The following is a 16322-nucleotide window of genomic DNA, read 5'->3' on the forward strand; positions in this document are numbered from 1 at the left end:
CCAGAATACGACGTCAGGAGACTGCCATGCATTTGATGAGACGCCAACCCGAACACGCCATCATCACACCCGACCCGCAAGACCGACGGCTGACCGAGTTGGTCGCGGGCGTCGACCATACAGGCGCGACGGTGGAGGTCCGCGTACCGATAGAACGTGCCCTGACGCTCTATCTCAACGCGCAGGAGATCGTCACCATGATGACGGTCAACGATTACCCTGAATATCTTGCGCTTGGCTATCTGCTGAACCAGAACATGCTTCTGCCTGACGACGTGGTGACGGATGTCGAGTATGACGAAGACCTGCAGGTCGTGGTCGTTCGCACCGAGCGCAACACCGACTACGAGCAGAAGCTCAGAAAGCGGACGCAGACCTCGGGTTGCGCCCAAGGCACTGCGTTCGGCGACGTGTTGGAGGCGATCGAGGACATCACACTTCCGCCCGCTGAGCTTCGCACCTCCTGGCTCTACGAGCTGACGCGCAAGATCAACACCACGCCGTCGCTCTATCTGGAAGCAGGCGCGATTCATGGCTGCGTCCTTTGCAGGGAGGGCACGCCAATCTGCTATATGGAGGACGTCGGGCGCCATAACGCCGTCGACAAGATCGCTGGCTGGATGTACCGCCACACCGTCGATCCGGCAGACAAGATCATCTACACGACCGGGCGGCTGACCTCCGAGATGACGATCAAGACGGTGCGGATGGGCATTCCGATATTGATCTCGCGCTCCGGCTTCACAGCCTGGGGCGTGGCGCTGGCCCGCCAGGTGGGGCTGACGCTGGTCGGCCGGGCGCGCGGCAAGCGCTTCACCGTGCTTTCGGGCCAGGAGCGGATCGTCTTCGACCAGGACCTCGCTTCGGTCGGTGAGGAAGCGCCGCGCCACCGCCGCAAGGGTGCCGAGCATGACGACTGAGGGAACCGTAACGCTGGGCGTGGTGCTCGCCGGCGGTCTGGGTCGGCGCATGGGCGGCGGAGACAAGCCGACGCGTGTGATCGGCGGACGAACGATGCTTGAGCATGTCATCGAACGGCTAGCGCCGCAATGCGACGGGCTCGTTCTTAACGCCAATGGCGACCCCGCTCGCTTCGCCCGCTTTGGCCTGCCCGTTGCCGCCGACACGATCGAGAGCTATCCGGGACCTCTCGCCGGCATACTCGCCGCACTCGATTGGACGGCGGGGAACAGGCCGGGTGTAGAATGGGTGGTCAGCGCTGCCGGCGATTGTCCCTTCCTGCCGAGCGACCTCGTTGCACGCCTCCAGCAGGCGCGCATCACAGAGAAAGCAGACTTGGCGGTGGCGACATCCGGCGGCCAGGCGCATCCGGTCATCGGGCTCTGGAAAGTCGCGCTGCGGGATGAATTGCGGCATGCGTTGACCAACGAGGGCCTCCGCAAGATTGACCGGTGGACCGCTCGCCAGCGCCTTGCCACCGTATCCTGGCCCGTCGAGCCGGTGGACCCGTTCTTCAACGCCAACACGGTCGAGGATCTTGCCGAAGCTGAGCGCCTGGCCGCGTTGCTTTCTGCTAACCCGGCCGGCTGAACCCAGCGCGCTCCAGGCCCAGAAGGACCTCGTCGGTCCGGAGAGCCTCGAGGAATGCATGCACCGAAGGCCGTTCCTTTCGCGCAGAGATCAGTGCGAAGTCGTAGTGCTCTTCGGTCAGCGCGATAAAACCGAGCCCCGCCGCACGCGCGACGGGCGCGATGGTGACACCCCAGTCGGCGCGCTCTTGCGCCACCGCTGCGGCGACGGCATTGTGCGAGCGCGGCTGATTCCAGTAGCCGTCCGGGCGCTCCACGCCGAGGAGCTGGTCGATCAGGATGCGCGTTCCCGAGCCTTGGTTGCGGTTGACCATCATGCAATCGGGGTCGGCGAGCGCCGCACGGACCGCCTCCTCCGCGCCGAGGCCCTCGAAACGCTCGTCCCCTTGGCGGAATACCAAACCTTGCATGCGCCGCCAGCCTGGCACGAGTTCGAGACCGTCACCGAGGAAAGGCGCGTTGTAAATCCGCTTCTTCGGGTCGAAGAGATGGATGGGGGCGAGATCGCACTCGCCGCGCTTGGCCGCTGCAAGACCGCCCAGGCTTCCCACAGGCAGCGAGCGCACCGAAATCCCGCGGCGCGAAAGTTCGCCAACGACCAGATCGAGGCCGACGCAATGACTGCCGATGACGACGAGGTCGGGGATGCGGACCCGCGGCGTGAACAGCGTCACCGCCACGTCGGCACCGGCAGGCACGTGATCGGCGAGTGCCTCGATGCGGATGAAGCCGTCCGCCTGGGTAAAGGATGTTATCGCTCCCGAGCCCTTGCCGGTCGGATAGGCCGTCAATCCTCCCTGCCCTTGCACAAGGGAAACCATGGCGAATTCGGTCCGCCCGAGTTCGGAAGGAATCCGCAACGGAAGGCTTGCGGTGACCTGAGTATCGACGCGCGGCGGCAGCCCCGCCATGCGCCGCAGGGCGGGTACCACCATGTCATGGAAGGTGAACATGGCCGAGGTCGGAAATCCCGGCAGGATGATGACCGGCTTGCCCTCGCACACAGCCAGGCAAAGTGGCTTTCCGGGCTTCAGTGCCACGCCGTGGGCGATGATGCCGGGCTTGCCCAGTCGGCCGATAATGCGATGCGTGACATCCCCTGCCCCTTTGGACGTGCCGCCCGACAGGATCAGCACGTCGTGGGCGGCGAGCGCCTCGCGCATAGCCTTCTCAAGTCTCGCCTCGTCGTCGGGAAAGGCGCCGAGAAAATGCGCCTCGCCGCCATTTTCAGTGACAGCCGCAGCGATGATCGGGCCGTTGGCATCATAGATGCCGGCCGGTCGCAGCGGCTCGCCCGGCTGAACGAGTTCATCGCCCGTGGAGAGCACGGCCACGCGTGGCCTGCGAGCCACTGTCAGCTGTGCGATTCCGCAGGCAGCGAGCATGCCGATCTCGCGCGAGCCGATTTCGGTTCCGGCACGCAGCAAGACTTCTCCTCGCGCCATGTCCGATCCCGCGTTGGAGACAAACTGGCCGGGCGAGATGCTGCGGCCCACCTCAATGGCACTCAACCCGGCGGGATGGGTGTGCTCCACCATGACGATCGCGTCCGCGCCGCGGGGCAGCGGTCCGCCGGTGGCGATGGACGTGGCGGTTCCGGTCAGAACGGGCAACTGCGGAACCGTGCCGCAGGCAATCGCTTCCGCATTGAGCGCAAGCCGAACGGGACGCGGTTCAGAGGCGACGGCGAGGTCGGCTGCACGCACCGCGAAGCCGTCGACATTTGAGCGGTCGAACGGCGGCACGTCGACCGGCGCTGCGACGTCCTCGGCAAGAACCAGCCCCAGCGCGTTGGCCAGCGTCCGCTTCTCGGTCGGTAGTGGGCGGGGAAACAGCTCGGCCTCGAAGCGCGCCAGTGCAGCTTCGCGCGATAGTATGGTCAGGAACTGCTCCTGGCCGCTGTTCTGCTGGGCCGATGTTGGAGAATGCGTCATGGCGGAACACCGATCAAAAGTTGCGGAGCGGAACGGCGGCGACAGGCGTGCCGGCGGCATACCCCTCGCTATCGTCAGGAACTGCAAGCCAGGCGTCGGCAAGACGCATGGCGTCCAGCGAAAAGTCGCCAACAGCGAGCGGTGTCCACACATCCCGCTCCTTTGCGAGCAGAACGATCTCGCAAAGCCCGACCGCGGATGAAATTTTCCGCGAGAGTGGCAAGATAATGCCGGACCGTTCAGATCTGCCCGACAGGCGGTCCAAGACTGGCTGGACGAGTGCAAGGAACCCCGCGAAAGCCTGTTGCGGCGATCCGGCCAATGCGACGATCGGTGTCTTGCCGAGCCGCCCTATCGCCGTTGTCCCCCCGGGCCGCAGAGCAATGCCATGCGCGAGCAGAACCCGGCGCCGCGCGAGAGCCTCGGCGGTCACATCGGCGCAGCCATCGCCAGTACCGCCGATCAGGAGCAGCAAATCGCAGGACTCGCCATCAAGAGCGGCAGCGATCGCTGTCGCGTCACGCTCGACGGCCTCTATTTCGGCAATCGAAGCTCCAGAGGCACCCAGGCTCTCGACCACGAGCCGCAGGGAGAATGTCTCGTGGCTCTCGGCAGAGACGTCGATCGCACGCACGCACGGAATCCGTACGGCAAGTTGGCTCAATCCCACTTTGCGAGCGACCAGCAGGTCAGCGACGCCGATTGTCTTTCCTTCAAATGTTGGCGGGCGGGTCGCCGCCATGTCCTCGCCCATCCGGCGCACACCCTGGCCAGGCGCGGCTTCAGATGCCGCCTGGATCACCGGTCCATCGCAATCGATAAGACCGGCCTGCAGCACACAGTCACGATTTCCAGGCATGGCATCGCCCGTCTCCACCCAGAGGGGCGGGGTCGGCAATGCTACTGGCGAATAGGCCGACGCTCCCACGAGATCAAAGGCGCGACACGCCCAGCCGTCGATGGCAGCGATATCGCGCGCAGGCTGCGCCGGCACGACAGCCGGCATCCCGGCAGCCACGCGCCCAAGAGCCTCATCGAGCGGAACCAGGCAGGTGGCGACGGGCATCACACCGTCGAGCAGCCCTGCGAGCGCCTTGTCAAGGGTGGTGAGCGCGCCTGTCGGAGAAAGTGTTCTCGTCATGGCCCGATAGTGAAGCAGACCCGAGCCGGTTTGCAACAAGCTTCAGGAACGCTCGTGCTGCGCGTTTGGGAAGAAGAGCTGCTGGCCGTCGATTTTGTACTCGCTGATCGCCTTCTGCCCCTCCGCAGAGATCAGCCAATTGATGAAGCGCTGGCCGGCCTCCGCTTTGACACTTGGATGCTTCCGCGGATTCACCAGCATGACGCCATACTGGTTGAACAGCCGCTTGTCACCCTCGACGGCAATGCCCAACTCGCCCCGATTCTTGAATGACAGCCAGGTGCCACGATCGGAAAGCGTATAAGCGTTCATGGCGGCCGCGGCGTTGAGCGCCGCTCCCATGCCCTGGCCGATCTCCTTGTACCAGGTGCCCTTGGCCGCCTCGATGTCGATGCCGGCCGTTTTCCACAGACTCAATTCGGCCGAGTGGGTGCCAGACCTGTCGCCGCGCGATACGAAGGCCGCTTTCTTGGCTTCGATGGAGATCAGCGCGGCTGCGATATCCTTGGTCCCGCTGACGCCTGCTGGGTCGCTCTTGGGCCCCACGAGGACGAAGTCGTTGTACATCACGTCGAAGCGCTTCACCCCGAACCCTTCCTCGATGAACTTCTCCTCCTGCGCCTTGGCATGGACAAAGACCACATCGGCATCGCCGCGCCGACCGGTGTCGAGCGCCTGACCGGTGCCCTGAGCGACAACCTTCACGCCGATGCCGGTCTTCTTCTCGAACAGCGGCAGGATGTGGTCAAACAGCCCAGAATCCTGCGTCGAGGTCGTTGACGCCACAACTATCGACTGCTCCTGGGCAGGCGCGCCGCTCGCGAGCATCAGAAGCACCACAAGCGCACAGAACATTCGGCGGGTCAGCATCTCAATCTCCGTCCGGTTGATTAAAGCACGAGTTCGCCGCGCACGAAGGCAGCCGCTTGCCGAGTCGCGGGACGATCCAGAAAATCGCCGGCAACGGCATGCTCGCAAACACGCCCCCGGACAAGAAAGACGACGTCTCCAGCGATCCTGCGTACTTGGCCGAGATGGTGCGAGGCCATGATGATCTTCGTGCCCGATTGGGCAGCCGTGATGATGATCTGCTCAACAAAACGCGTCGCCGCCGGATCGAGGCTGGCTGTCGGCTCGTCGAGCAGCAGGATCTCGGGCTGGCGCGCCAGTGCGCGAGCGAGCGCCAGCCGCTGCTGCTCCCCGCCTGACAAATGCCGTGCCGGACGTGCCGCCAGATCGAGAAGACCCACGCGGTCGAGCAGTTCCTCCGTGCGCGCCGCGCGAAGCCGACGCGGACAGCCGGCCGTAGCCAGGCCGTAGGCGACATTCGCGGCCACCGAGCGCCGCAGCATCACAGGCTTCTGGAACAGGATCGCACGCCGCGTCTTCGGGGAGAGGGTCCGACCGCCCCAAGTCAGGGTTCCGGCCGAAGGTACAGTAAGCCCCATGCAAAGCCGCAACAGGGAGGTCTTGCCCGACCCGTTTGGGCCGACGATCACCGTCGGCGCATGTGGCCCGATCGTCAGGTTCACCCGCTGGAGTATGGTCGTCGCGCCAGCGATAAGCGACACGTCATCGAAGACAAGTGGAAGATCGCTCTGAGCGGCCCGCATCCCCTAGCCCGCCCGTTGCTCGGACCACACCCGCACGCCCCAGGCGGCCGCGTTGATCAGCAGGATAAGAAAAATCAGAATCAGGCCGAGTCCGATGGCGAGCGGCAGATTTCCCTTTGAAGTTTCAAGTGCGATTGCCGTCGTCATGGTACGGGTGAAGCCATCGATGTTGCCGCCGACGATCATGACGGTGCCAACCTCGGCCGCCGCCCTGCCGAAGCCCGCGAGCAGAGCAGTGACGAGGCTGAAGCGGCCGTCCCACAAAAGCGTCGCGACCAGGCCCACCGGCCCGACCTCCATCGCGTTCAGTTCCTCGCGATATTCGCGCCACAGATCCTCGACCGTCTGGCGGGTCAGAGCGGCGATGATGGGCAACACTAGCAGCGCCTGCGCGCAGACCATGGCGGCGGGCGTGAACAAAAGACCGAACTCGCCCAGCGGCCCGGATCGCGATAGCAGCAGATAGACGGTCAGCCCGACCACCACCGGCGGCAGGCCCATGAAACCGTTCAGCACCACGACGATCGCCGAACGACCTGGAAAGCGCGAGAGCGCGATAATTGCGCCAAGCGGCAGGCCGGCGACCATGGCAATCGCGACAGCCGAAAGGCTGACCGCGAGCGACAGGCGCACGATGGCAAATAGCGTGGCGTCACCGCTCGCGATCAGTTGCCATGCGCCCAGCCCTTCCGACATTGCTCCTCGCAATCCTGTCCAGCGCCAATGTCCTGCAACTCCTCCGCCAGAGTCAAATTCTTGAACCGGCACAGAAATATGCATATCAATGCAGGATGGAATTGCTGACGACATCTGAAGCCGCCGACTATCTGCGCATTGGCGAACGCAAGCTTTACGAACTGATTGCGCAGCAGCGCCTCCCCTGCAGCAAGGTGGCCGGCAAATGGCTGTTTCCCCGACATGAACTCGACCATTGGGTCATGTCGGGACTGGTCCGGCCCGGAGGAATGATTCAATCCGACCCGCCGCCGATCGTCGGTGGCAGCCAGGATGATCTGCTCGAATGGAGCCTGCGTCAGTCGGGCTCCGGCCTGGCCTTTCTGACAGAAGGCACGGAAGCCGGCGTGACACGCCTGCTGCGCGGCGAGGTGTCTGTCGCCGCGATCCATTTCCACAGCGACGACCCGGACCCGAATGTCGCCGCGATTGCGACGAGGCCGCGGCTGTACGATGCGGTGCTGGTCGGATTCGCCCGCCGCGAGCAGGGCCTGCTGCTGGCGCCAGGCAATCCGAAATCGCTCAACAAGTTGACCGACGTACTTGCGACCGGCGCGCGCATTGCGGTCCGTCAACGCGGCGCAGGCGCGGACATGCTGCTCGCTTTGTTGCTGACGGATGCCGGCGCGAGCCACGGCGAGGTCAACCGACTGGAGCCCCCCTGCCTTACCGGTCCCGAGCTTGCAGCCGCCGTGCGCACCGGACGGGCCGATTGCGGAATCGCCACCCGCGCCGCCGCCTGCGCCGCCGGCCTCGATTTCGTGTCACTGGCCTGGGAAAGCTTCGACCTGCTGATGCGGCAGCGGACCTACTTTCAGCAACCGATCCAGGCGTTGCTGCGTTTGCTGCAGCAAGACACCTTCGCCAGCCGCGCCGCCGAGCTTGCCGGGTATGATCCATCGCCGGCCGGGCGGATCAGGTTCGCGAAGTAGCAGCCGAACCCGACCTCGGTCGCTGCTCACCCCAGATCGATCTCGCCCTCCACGACATGGTGCAGGCCTGCTGGCTCAGACGTGACGAGGGCCCTCACGGTCAGTCGGCCCTGTCCTTTCAGGCCCTTCTCCGCCACGGCTTTCTCGATTGCCTGCTGCGAAGTCACGCCGACCTGCTTGAGGAACTTGCGCATGGAGACGTTGAAGGGATCGGTTTCCATATTCTGGGTCATATGATTGCCTCGAACGGTTTGAACAATATGGCCGATCCAGCAAGCTTGATGCCCGCAACGGCGGCGCTGCGCCAAGGGAGCACGGAACGGCCTGGTGCGCAATGAAGACGACGCTCGCAATGTGTCTGATGGCAAGTGCTCCGTTCCTCTTCGGGGTCGCCGCGCTGGGTGCCGATCTCCGCGGTCACGGCGGACCAGTGCGGGCGATTGCCGTGACGGCCGATGGGCAAACTGCGATCACCGGTGGTTTCGACGCCAAGGCGATCATCTGGTCGATCAAGACCGGCGAAGCACGGGAGGTGCTGCTGTTTCACGATGGGCAGGTCGATGCGGTCGCAGCCCTGCCGCAAGGCCGCTTCGCCAGCGCGGGGGCGGACGGCCGCATTGCGGTCTGGGAGGCCGGACGAAGCACGCCGGTCGCCGTCCTGCAAGGCCATTCAGCGCCGGTCGTGTCGCTCGCAGTGTCGCCCGACGGCTCCACCCTCGCTTCGGCTTCCTGGGATGGCAGTGTGCGGGTGTGGCCGCTTTCCGGCGGGGAGCCGCGCGTCCTCGAAGGCCACAGGGGAAACGTCAACGCGGTTGCATACCTCTCCGACGGGACGCTCGCAAGTGCCGGCTACGACGCGGCAGTCATGCTTTGGCCGGCCGAAGGCGGAGCTCCGGTCAGGGTTGCAATGCCTGCACCCCTCAGCGCACTGGTGGCGACGAGGAGCGATCGCGTGTTCGTCGGGGGCGCGGACGGCAAGCTGAGTGAACTGAACCGCGGCGGGACAATCCTGGCCGAAGTTGCAGCTTCGTCAAGTCCGATCACCGCGCTCGCCGTCACGGCGAATGAACGGTACATCGCCGCCTCGTCGATCAAAGGTGAAATTGTGCTGCTCGACGTCAAAAGCCTGCAGCCCGTTCGCACATTTGGCACCGCGGGCGTGCCGGTTTGGGCTCTCGCCTTCTCGCCTGACGGAAAGACGCTTTTGAGCGGCGGCGGGGATCAAATGGTGGGAGAATGGAACGTCGAGGCCGGGCAACGGCTCGGAACCAAGATCGAGGGTTCGGCCGATCCGATGGCCGAATATGCCGGCAATCCGGACGCGGAGGTGTTCCGCGCCTGCGTCGCATGCCACACGCTCGATCCCCACGAGGGCGATCGCGCCGGCCCCACGCTTCACGGCATCTTCGGCCGCAGGATCGCATCCGTGCCTGGCTACCGATACTCGCCCGCTTTCAGGGAGATGGACATCGTCTGGACGCCCGAAACGGTATCGAAGCTGTTCGAGCTTGGCCCGAGCAGATACACGCCGGGCACCAAGATGCCCGAGCAGACCATTCGCGACCCCGAGCATCGGGCGGCGCTGATACGATTCCTACAGGCCGAGACCCGCAGCAACTGAGTTTAGACCCGTTTGGTTTCCGAGTTCCGGTCCCGGAGATAATCCTCTGTCGTTCGCGGGGCCGGCCGGCCAGGACCGGCATAGGGATCGAGGTCTTCGCTCATGGCGGCATCGACGCGGCAATTGTCGCACATCCGCACCAGTTCCAGCCGCCGCGCGTTTTCGCCCGAGAACATCCAGTGCCTGCCTTCCAGCTTGGCGACGATCCGCTCAATCGTACTGCGGGTCCCGAACGGGTTGCCGCAGCGGATACACTCGTAGGGCTGTTCTTCCTTGACGACCCGACGTGGCGCGCTCCATGCCGGGAAATCAATCCGCGGGGCGAGACGGATCACCTTCTCCGGACAAGTCGCAGCGCAGAGCCCGCATTGGACGCAGGCGCTTTCGGAAAAGTACAATGCAGGCTGTTGCTCGCTGTCGGAGAGCGCACCCGTTGGGCACGCCGACACGCAGGAGAGGCAGAGCGTGCAGCCCTCGACATTGATATCGAGCCCGCCGAAGGGCGCTGCCGCTGGGAGCACTACGCGCTCGACTGGCGTCGGCGCGGCGCGATGCAGTTCGATCATGCTGTTTCGCAACAGGCTGCGCTTGTCCCCCAGGGGCAGGAAGGTCGCCGGCGTCGGCGTGCTGGAGCCCGGTTGCACACGGTCGAGCGCCAACCTCAGCATGTCCGGATCGTCGGTTTCGATCAGGCCGCAGAGTTCCGACCCGTAGCCGAGCGATCGCGCGAGCAGATTGGCGATGGTGACGTTGCGGGCCAAGCCGGCGAGCTCGTGCTTGGGCTTCGCGGAGGCGAGCGCCATCACCGCCGCCGCGCCCCATGCCACCGGCGCTATCCACGCCTCTATTCCCAATTGCGTTATCTCGTTCACGGCGACTGGCAGTACATTCGCAGGCAGGCCTGGGCCGAACCGCGCGAGCGCGTCAATGAGCGGCTCGCCGTGATAGCCGTCATGGAACAGAACGACCGGATCCCTGCCACCCGCCTCTCGATATGTGACCAGGAGCGAACGCAGCCGCCGAAGCAGGGTTTGCGCATCCGGAACGGCATATGCGGCTGCACCGGTCGGACAGGCGGCCGCGCAATTGCCGCAACCGGCGCAGATTTCTGCGTCGACGATCACGTGGTCGCCGGCCGAGGCAATCGCACCGGTAGGGCACAGATCCAGGCAACGCGTGCAACCGATGATGCGGGAGCGTGAATGAGCGCACAGATCGGCGGAAAAATCGATGTAGCGCGGCTTGTCAAATTCGCCGACGAGGCCAGCAGCCTTGGCGATCACGGCCGTTACCGCGGCCCGGTCGGCGGAATCCGCTTTGAGGTAGCCCGCGCGCAGGTCGTGAGCCGGAAATAGCGGAACGCCGCCGGAGAGGTCGATCACGATGTCTGCTTTAGAGATTGCGCCGTCACGAGCCGCACCGAAGCGCAGGCGGTCGCGCGAAGAGGGAACTGGCAAGGCGAAATCATCAACGATCAGCTCGAAGGCGCCCAGATGGCCTTGTGCATTGCGGATCCTGCCCCGCACGACGGGGAAATCCCACACGCGGTTGGGTGTAACCTCCGCGGGTCGCGTCAGCAGGACGGTCACGTCCAGATCCCCGGCAAGCTGGCAGGCGACCTCCATTGCCGCCTGGTCGCGGCCATAAACCAGCACCACGCCATTGCTTCGAAGCGTGACGAGGGCGGGCGGCGAGGTCGGCTCGGCCACCATCGCGACGAGTGCCGCCGCCTTCGGCCCGGCGGATGCGGCCTCTGCCGACCAGCCTGCCGCCTCGCGGATGTTCACGAAATCGAGGTCACCCGCAAAGCCGATTTCCTCAGCGACTTCGCGGAAAAGCGGCGCCTGCTGTGTGCAGGCTATGGTGATGGCTCCCCCCTCGCTCAATCTGTTGCGGATACGCTCGATTTCGGCGCCGCACAGCTGATCGCCCGATTGCACCTGAGCGTCTTTGCATCCGCGGCGCACGCTGTCGCCAAAACCAGGCATGCTGCGCTCGCAGGAGCAGATGAAGACCGTGCGCGGTTTGTCCAGGCTCATTGCGCCTCCCCGCTACGCGACACCGCCCGCTGCGGTAGCGCCTTTACTGTAGAGACAGTATATACATTATTGGAGAATTAGGCCGCCGTCATCAAAAATGGATCGGCATCATGCCCCAGCGTGCTTCGGTCACCGACCGCGCCCTCGATCTGCCCCCGCTCTACAGCCTCACTGTCTTGAGAGAAGCCGGCGATGCCTTCGAGCACGCCCGCGCCATTGCCGGCGAGCAGGGTGCAGGGACGCTGGTCTGGGTACGGCGCTATGATCTGGCCGAGTTCGCGGTCGTCCTGGAGCCTGAACAATCGTTGGCGCAGGCCCGCCTTGCCATCTATGCCGGAATGAACGCTCTGGCCGACGCGCTTGCAGCGCGTGCACCGCCTGAAATGCCGGTCACCTTCGACTGGCCGGACGCGATCCGCATCGACGGCGCTCTCGTTGGCGGCGGACGCCTGGGCTGGCCTGAGGGAGCTCGCGACGAGGAGACGCCGGCCTGGCTCGTCTTTTCTGCCATGATCCGCATCGCGGCCGTGCGCGCTTACGAACCTGGCGAGCGGCCGCTACTCGGCGCGCTTGACGAATTGGGCTTCGAAGCCCCCGATCCTGGTGAGATCATCGCCAGCTTCTCCCGTCACCTGATGAACGCGTTCCACGAATGGGGCGAAACCGGCTTCGCATCGCTCGCCAGCCAATGGCTGCACCGCTCCTCACACCGAGGCCAGGACGTTCGGATCGCTGACAATGGCGACCTGCTGCTTCCGGGGAAGCCTTGCCCGGGAGCCTCCGAAAGGCGGAGTTTGGTGGAAGCTCTTGGCTCACCTTCGTGGCTCGATCCCGCTACGGGTGTGCCATGGCTCTAAAGCTACTGCGCACGATCCGCCTAGATCCGTCGGATGGCTTCGTCTATTCCCACGCCGCGGAACCCGGCGAGTGGGCCGTCACGGGGACTTTCCGGTTCTTCGCCGCCGATGTCGAAAGCCTCTCCGGCAAGGAACGACAAGCCTTCCGCGCCGGCTTCATGGGTGTTGAGAGCTTCGGCTGGTCCACCCTCGTCATCGTGACGGAGGCCACCGCGGAAGAAGTCGCGGCTGCGACCGAAAGACTGGCCGAGCAGCTTGTCGCCCGTTGCGGAGCGCCCGGGATGGCGGTCGCGCGCGCGGCGGCCGAGGAGGAAATCGCCTTCGCGCAGTCCCTGTGCAGTCATCCGCCGAACACCCTTGTTGCGCTGCACCGCGCTGGCGAGGAGGCGGGCATCCGTGAATCGTTCCGCGCCCTGCACCGGAAGGTGAGCCGCCTTGATCCGGCGGCCGCATTCCGCCTCATCGAGGTCGAGGGAGAAGAGGGGGCGATGGAAGAAGTCGACATTGTGGTGCTGGCGGGTAGGCACAAATGATGGATTTCTGGATTTCTTCGGGCCACCATCTGCTCGATCGCGACAAGGCAGGCCGGTTGATGGTGACTGATCCGTTCCTCAAAGTTTATTTGGCTCGCCCTGAGCTTCTGCCGCCGGAAGATGCGTGCGCGGCGGAGTTGCGGCTGCATCACGAGTTGCTGATGCACGATCCGCGCCGGCCGGTCGGGAACGAGGAGATCGCCGCGATCGACGACCCGGATGCTCGGGAAAACTGGGAGTTCATGATTGCCTTTCGCAATCGCCTTTTGGCAGCGCCGTCCCTCGAAGCCTGCTATCTCGAACTCGCGCGCGGCTCGGCTGCCGACATTCCGCCCCTGTTCATGAACCAGCTTGCGCAGCTGGTGCTGCGCAATGCGCTTGACGGGGACGACGATCCCTTCGTGCTGCGTGCGGCCGAGCTGTTTTACCGTGCCCAGCGGGTGACCCTCCATGAAGGAGCGCTGCTGCTCGCCGACGCGGAAACCATTGAAGTCCACGAGCAGAACCGTCACGCCTCCCCTCTCCTGAACATGCTCGGAGGGCCTGCCGTCACCGAGTTGCAGATCCTCGAGGAGAAGAATGCCGGCAGCTATTTCGGCAGGAGCGATGCCTTTGACATGGTGCTTGGCCTCGGCGACGTCGACAGTCCGGCGCGGCGCGGCCTTGCCGCCGCGATCGAGGCCTGGATACGCCATCTGCTGGCCATTGAGGTGAGGGTTGAGCCGGTGGAGCGGACCGAGGACGACGATTGGGCATGGTTCGTCGGTCTGGACGCGGAGGCGACGCGTATCGGCAATGCGCTGTGGACAGGCAAGGACCTTGACCCTGAGGCGGCAAAGCGCATTATAGCTTTGTTTCGGCTCGACTTCTCCGAATTCGACGAAGTTAGGCCGGAAGTGGGTGCGCGGCCGATCTGGTTGATCATGGCGATGACATCCGACCGCATGGTTCGCATGAAGCCGCAGAACCTAATCGCCGGCCTGCCGCTTCGAGCCGCCACACCCGCAAGTTAGGCATTGTGGACAGTCAGGATTCCGAATTGGTTCGGGAAACAACTCAAGTCGGTGTTGTCGTCGAGCGACGGACTCTGCAGAACCCGTGGGTCGATCATGCCTGGATGCCCGTTGCGGTGCTCGTCGGCGTTCCGGTAGCCGCAGCTTGGACGGCGCTCGATGAAACCGCAACAGTAACCCGCTATTATGCGGGAGCGGCGGACATCGAGTTCTTCGGAGCGGACACGACGATGTACCGGGAGAACTTACGTTCTCAGCAGCCGAGCCTGTGGGTATCGCTCCGGCACACGAATGCGCCTCCCGGGGTCCTGCTGCAATTGGTAACCGCCGATCCCTCGGACGCCGAGTCGCTGACGGAGTCCGGCACCGACATCATCGAGGCGGTGCCGATGCCGTCCGAGATCCAGCAGCAGCTTGCCGCCTTCGTCGAAGCCCACCATGTCGAGCGGCCGTTCGTCAAGCGCAAGCGCGATCGGGCAAACCTTGATGCGGGGCGCAATTGGCCTTCCGGAACTGGAGACAAGGAATGAGCGGCGGCAATGATAACATCTTCGCCCGCTGGTCGCGCCGGAAGCTGTCTGTGCGCTCGGCCGGACTTCAAGCAACGGACGACGAGAAGCTGGTACCTGACGCTGCGGCGGTGGATGCCGGCGCTGCCCGCCGAGCCACGGCTCAGGATGCGGGATCGACGCAAGACGAACCAGACGGACCCGCCGAGCCCCTCCCCCGCGTCGAGGACCTGACGCCTGAAAGCGACATTACGGCCTTCTTGAGAAAAGGCGTCCCTGCGGCGCTGAGGAGCGCCGCGACGCGCAGGATGTGGTCTCTCGATCCGGCAATTCGCGATTATGTCGGTCCCTCCGAATACGCCTGGGACTTCAACCAGGCGGGTTCGATGGCAGGGTTCGGCCCGCTGGACGCGAAGGAAGCAGTCGTCAGCTTTCTATCAAGGATGGCTTTACCCATCGAAGCGAATGAGCGGGAAACAGCCGCAATTCCCCGGCGTTGGCCCGCCCGGGCGCCCGGCGAAGCGCACGCCCAATGGCCGGAGAATACGCCGCCAGTTGGCGAAGCTGATACCGATGCGCCAGAAGCCCAGACCGTCGAGCCTACCGAGGTGAGGTCGCCAGTTGACGGAGCAGGTGAGATAGAGGCGGCGGACGCGGGCCCTGTCTCTCCGCCCTCGCGAAGTACCGAGGTCCTCTCCCGGCCGCGCCACGGCAGAGCGATCCCGCGCTGACGCCGGGACCTGCTGCACCCGTAGCGCAGAGCCACGATAGCTCACCCAATCAGGGGCCCACGATCAAGGTCACACGACCAACACCGACTTGCTACTAGACCAGCCGCACGAATTCGTCAGACTGCTGTTGCAATCGTTCGGGGTGGGGCTACAATCGATGACCTAATCTCGGAAGCACGGTCAAGGTCACACGATGAACCCGGACTTGCCCCTGGACCAGGCGTATGGATCGTCGGATGGAGCGGATGCTTCAATCATCGATTTCGATGGCGCTGATCTTGACGATATCGATCAAGCCCGCGCCGACGAATATGCCCTCTTCGCGTTGCTATTGCTCAAGCCACCCGATAGCGGCTTCCTGACCCGGCTTGCCCGCCTGCAAGACAGCAGCGACACGCCGCTCGGTCGCGCTCACGCTGCCTTGGGCCGGGCAGCGGCCTGCACCTGCGCGGATGATATCAATCGCGAATATTTCGAACTTTTCATCGGCGTGGGACGCGGAGAGCTTCTCCCCTACGCTTCCTACTATCTCACGGGCTTTCTCAACGAACGGCCACTCGCCCGCCTGCGCCAGGACATGATGCGCCTGGGCATGGAGCGAGCCGCCGGCCACTGCGACCCGGAGGATCATCTCGGAACGCTCTGCGAGATCATGAGCGGCTTTGCCAGCAATCATTTCGAGGTGGCGGCCGGCGAAGAGCAGGCTTTCTTCGAACGGCACCTCGCGCCATGGGCCGGACGTTTCTTTGGCGATCTGGAAAGCGCAAAAACGGCGAAATTCTACCGATCGGTCGGCGTGGCCGGTCGAACCTTTATCGACATCGAAACTGAAGCCTTTGCCATGGAGACGCGGCGAAGCGCATAGGAAATGCAAGCGGGCCGGATGCCCTGACAGATGGAGGTTGCAATGCAGGAGGAGCGATCGACGGGACTGAGCCGGCGCAGCTTCCTCCGGGCGTTCGGCGGCGCCTCCACCACCGCCGTTGCGGCGGCACTGGCTCCGAGCGAAGCGCAAGCCTATGACCCCGGTGAAGACGAGATGCGGGCCCGCTACCGGGAAACCGATCACATCAAGGCCTATTACCGCGTGAACCGCTACCCTGAAAAGAAGTGA

The 16322-nt window shown here is 64.5% G+C and carries 18 protein-coding genes; 11 read left to right on the forward strand and 7 right to left on the reverse strand.

Going from position 1 to position 16322, the window contains the following annotated elements; all coding sequences use genetic code 11:
* The first annotated feature begins 35 nt into the window (after positions 1 to 35).
* Both RPF88_RS08185 and mobA read left to right on the forward strand, forming a co-directional pair.
* Entirely contained in the window at positions 36 to 920 is an 885-nt protein-coding gene (locus RPF88_RS08185; protein WP_411970052.1) for a formate dehydrogenase accessory sulfurtransferase FdhD, read from the forward strand.
* Positions 910 to 1551 (forward strand): molybdenum cofactor guanylyltransferase MobA, encoded by a 642-nt coding sequence (gene mobA, locus RPF88_RS08190; RefSeq protein WP_064994282.1) that lies wholly within the window; start codon positions 910 to 912, stop codon positions 1549 to 1551. Before RPF88_RS08185 ends, mobA begins: the two co-directional genes overlap by 11 nt.
* On the opposite strand, the gene RPF88_RS08195 is transcribed toward mobA, so the two are convergent.
* From RPF88_RS08195 to RPF88_RS08215, 5 genes are read right to left on the reverse strand one after another with little or no spacing between them, the layout of a single operon-like run.
* Positions 1535 to 3484 (reverse strand): molybdopterin biosynthesis protein, encoded by a 1950-nt coding sequence (locus RPF88_RS08195; protein ID WP_337122140.1) that lies wholly within the window; start codon positions 3482 to 3484, stop codon positions 1535 to 1537. The genes mobA and RPF88_RS08195 overlap by 17 nt on opposite strands.
* A 13-nt stretch (positions 3485 to 3497) precedes the next feature.
* A complete protein-coding gene (locus RPF88_RS08200) occupies positions 3498 to 4664 on the reverse strand; it encodes a molybdopterin-binding protein (RefSeq protein ID WP_337122141.1) in 1167 nt (388 codons plus the stop codon).
* A gap of 3 nt (positions 4665 to 4667) precedes the next feature.
* Positions 4668 to 5495: an extracellular solute-binding protein gene (locus tag RPF88_RS08205; protein WP_442921266.1), complete on the reverse strand. Its 828-nt coding sequence runs from the start codon at positions 5493 to 5495 to the stop codon at positions 4668 to 4670.
* A gap of 20 nt (positions 5496 to 5515) precedes the next feature.
* Positions 5516 to 6238: an ATP-binding cassette domain-containing protein gene (locus RPF88_RS08210; RefSeq protein ID WP_064994246.1), complete on the reverse strand. Its 723-nt coding sequence runs from the start codon at positions 6236 to 6238 to the stop codon at positions 5516 to 5518.
* A gap of 3 nt (positions 6239 to 6241) precedes the next feature.
* A complete protein-coding gene (locus RPF88_RS08215; protein WP_064994245.1) occupies positions 6242 to 6934 on the reverse strand; it encodes an ABC transporter permease in 693 nt (230 codons plus the stop codon).
* A gap of 95 nt (positions 6935 to 7029) precedes the next feature.
* Here RPF88_RS08215 and RPF88_RS08220 point away from each other — a divergent pair, with 95 nt between their 5' ends.
* Positions 7030 to 7905: a helix-turn-helix transcriptional regulator gene (locus RPF88_RS08220; RefSeq protein WP_337123867.1), complete on the forward strand. Its 876-nt coding sequence runs from the start codon at positions 7030 to 7032 to the stop codon at positions 7903 to 7905.
* A 26-nt stretch (positions 7906 to 7931) separates the two neighbouring features.
* Here the strand turns inward: RPF88_RS08220 and RPF88_RS08225 are convergent, their stop codons facing one another.
* Positions 7932 to 8138 (reverse strand): DUF6494 family protein, encoded by a 207-nt coding sequence (locus RPF88_RS08225; RefSeq protein WP_064994243.1) that lies wholly within the window; start codon positions 8136 to 8138, stop codon positions 7932 to 7934.
* 101 nt (positions 8139 to 8239) lie between these two features.
* Between RPF88_RS08225 and RPF88_RS08230 the strand changes: the two genes are divergently transcribed.
* Entirely contained in the window at positions 8240 to 9526 is a 1287-nt protein-coding gene (locus tag RPF88_RS08230; protein WP_442921267.1) for a hypothetical protein, read from the forward strand.
* Positions 9527 to 9528: 2 nt separating this feature from the next.
* On the opposite strand, the gene RPF88_RS08235 is transcribed toward RPF88_RS08230, so the two are convergent.
* Entirely contained in the window at positions 9529 to 11565 is a 2037-nt protein-coding gene (locus tag RPF88_RS08235; protein ID WP_337122144.1) for a 4Fe-4S binding protein, read from the reverse strand.
* 110 nt (positions 11566 to 11675) lie between these two features.
* Here RPF88_RS08235 and RPF88_RS08240 point away from each other — a divergent pair, with 110 nt between their 5' ends.
* The 7 genes from RPF88_RS08240 (at position 11676) to RPF88_RS08270 (ending at position 16322) form a co-directional block, all read left to right on the forward strand.
* The gene (locus tag RPF88_RS08240) at positions 11676 to 12422 is read left to right on the forward strand and encodes a biotin/lipoate--protein ligase family protein (RefSeq protein WP_128338250.1); all 747 of its coding nucleotides are present in this window, start codon (positions 11676 to 11678) and stop codon (positions 12420 to 12422) included.
* A complete protein-coding gene (locus tag RPF88_RS08245; RefSeq protein ID WP_337122145.1) occupies positions 12413 to 12955 on the forward strand; it encodes a DUF6505 family protein in 543 nt (180 codons plus the stop codon). Before RPF88_RS08240 ends, RPF88_RS08245 begins: the two co-directional genes overlap by 10 nt.
* Positions 12952 to 13968: a DUF6352 family protein gene (locus RPF88_RS08250; RefSeq protein WP_337122146.1), complete on the forward strand. Its 1017-nt coding sequence runs from the start codon at positions 12952 to 12954 to the stop codon at positions 13966 to 13968. The genes RPF88_RS08245 and RPF88_RS08250 overlap by 4 nt, the downstream gene beginning before the upstream one ends.
* A gap of 26 nt (positions 13969 to 13994) precedes the next feature.
* Positions 13995 to 14498, forward strand: a complete 504-nt coding sequence (locus tag RPF88_RS08255) for a DUF3305 domain-containing protein (RefSeq protein WP_337122147.1) — start codon at positions 13995 to 13997, stop codon at positions 14496 to 14498.
* Positions 14495 to 15208: a DUF3306 domain-containing protein gene (locus RPF88_RS08260; protein ID WP_337122148.1), complete on the forward strand. Its 714-nt coding sequence runs from the start codon at positions 14495 to 14497 to the stop codon at positions 15206 to 15208. Before RPF88_RS08255 ends, RPF88_RS08260 begins: the two co-directional genes overlap by 4 nt.
* 193 nt (positions 15209 to 15401) lie before the next feature.
* On the forward strand, positions 15402 to 16073 hold the full coding sequence (locus RPF88_RS08265) for a TorD/DmsD family molecular chaperone (protein ID WP_127367123.1): 672 nt from the start codon (positions 15402 to 15404) through the stop codon (positions 16071 to 16073).
* Between the two features lie 42 nt (positions 16074 to 16115).
* The gene (locus RPF88_RS08270; protein WP_224674348.1) at positions 16116 to 16322 is read left to right on the forward strand and encodes a formate dehydrogenase; all 207 of its coding nucleotides are present in this window, start codon (positions 16116 to 16118) and stop codon (positions 16320 to 16322) included.

Source organism: Mesorhizobium sp. ISC11 (genome assembly GCF_037162595.1).
Taxonomy (GTDB): domain Bacteria; phylum Pseudomonadota; class Alphaproteobacteria; order Rhizobiales; family Rhizobiaceae; genus Mesorhizobium; species Mesorhizobium ciceri.

What these genes read in the sequence shown, in the direction of transcription:
- RPF88_RS08210 (WP_064994246.1), bottom strand. Translation starts at nt 6,238, where the DNA reads ATGCGGGCCGCTCAGAGCGATCTTCCACTTGTCTTCGATGACGTGTCG.
- RPF88_RS08250 (WP_337122146.1), top strand. Translation starts at nt 12,952, where the DNA reads ATGATGGATTTCTGGATTTCTTCGGGCCACCATCTGCTCGATCGCGAC.
- mobA (WP_064994282.1), top strand. Translation starts at nt 910, where the DNA reads ATGACGACTGAGGGAACCGTAACGCTGGGCGTGGTGCTCGCCGGCGGT.
- RPF88_RS08185 (WP_411970052.1), top strand. Translation starts at nt 36, where the DNA reads ATGAGACGCCAACCCGAACACGCCATCATCACACCCGACCCGCAAGAC.
- RPF88_RS08195 (WP_337122140.1), bottom strand. Translation starts at nt 3,484, where the DNA reads ATGACGCATTCTCCAACATCGGCCCAGCAGAACAGCGGCCAGGAGCAG.
- RPF88_RS08260 (WP_337122148.1), top strand. Translation starts at nt 14,495, where the DNA reads ATGAGCGGCGGCAATGATAACATCTTCGCCCGCTGGTCGCGCCGGAAG.
- RPF88_RS08215 (WP_064994245.1), bottom strand. Translation starts at nt 6,934, where the DNA reads ATGTCGGAAGGGCTGGGCGCATGGCAACTGATCGCGAGCGGTGACGCC.
- RPF88_RS08265 (WP_127367123.1), top strand. Translation starts at nt 15,402, where the DNA reads ATGAACCCGGACTTGCCCCTGGACCAGGCGTATGGATCGTCGGATGGA.
- RPF88_RS08205 (WP_442921266.1), bottom strand. Translation starts at nt 5,495, where the DNA reads ATGCTGACCCGCCGAATGTTCTGTGCGCTTGTGGTGCTTCTGATGCTC.
- RPF88_RS08240 (WP_128338250.1), top strand. Translation starts at nt 11,676, where the DNA reads ATGCCCCAGCGTGCTTCGGTCACCGACCGCGCCCTCGATCTGCCCCCG.
- RPF88_RS08230 (WP_442921267.1), top strand. Translation starts at nt 8,240, where the DNA reads ATGAAGACGACGCTCGCAATGTGTCTGATGGCAAGTGCTCCGTTCCTC.
- RPF88_RS08235 (WP_337122144.1), bottom strand. Translation starts at nt 11,565, where the DNA reads ATGAGCCTGGACAAACCGCGCACGGTCTTCATCTGCTCCTGCGAGCGC.
- RPF88_RS08245 (WP_337122145.1), top strand. Translation starts at nt 12,413, where the DNA reads ATGGCTCTAAAGCTACTGCGCACGATCCGCCTAGATCCGTCGGATGGC.
- RPF88_RS08225 (WP_064994243.1), bottom strand. Translation starts at nt 8,138, where the DNA reads ATGACCCAGAATATGGAAACCGATCCCTTCAACGTCTCCATGCGCAAG.
- RPF88_RS08270 (WP_224674348.1), top strand. Translation starts at nt 16,116, where the DNA reads ATGCAGGAGGAGCGATCGACGGGACTGAGCCGGCGCAGCTTCCTCCGG.
- RPF88_RS08220 (WP_337123867.1), top strand. Translation starts at nt 7,030, where the DNA reads ATGGAATTGCTGACGACATCTGAAGCCGCCGACTATCTGCGCATTGGC.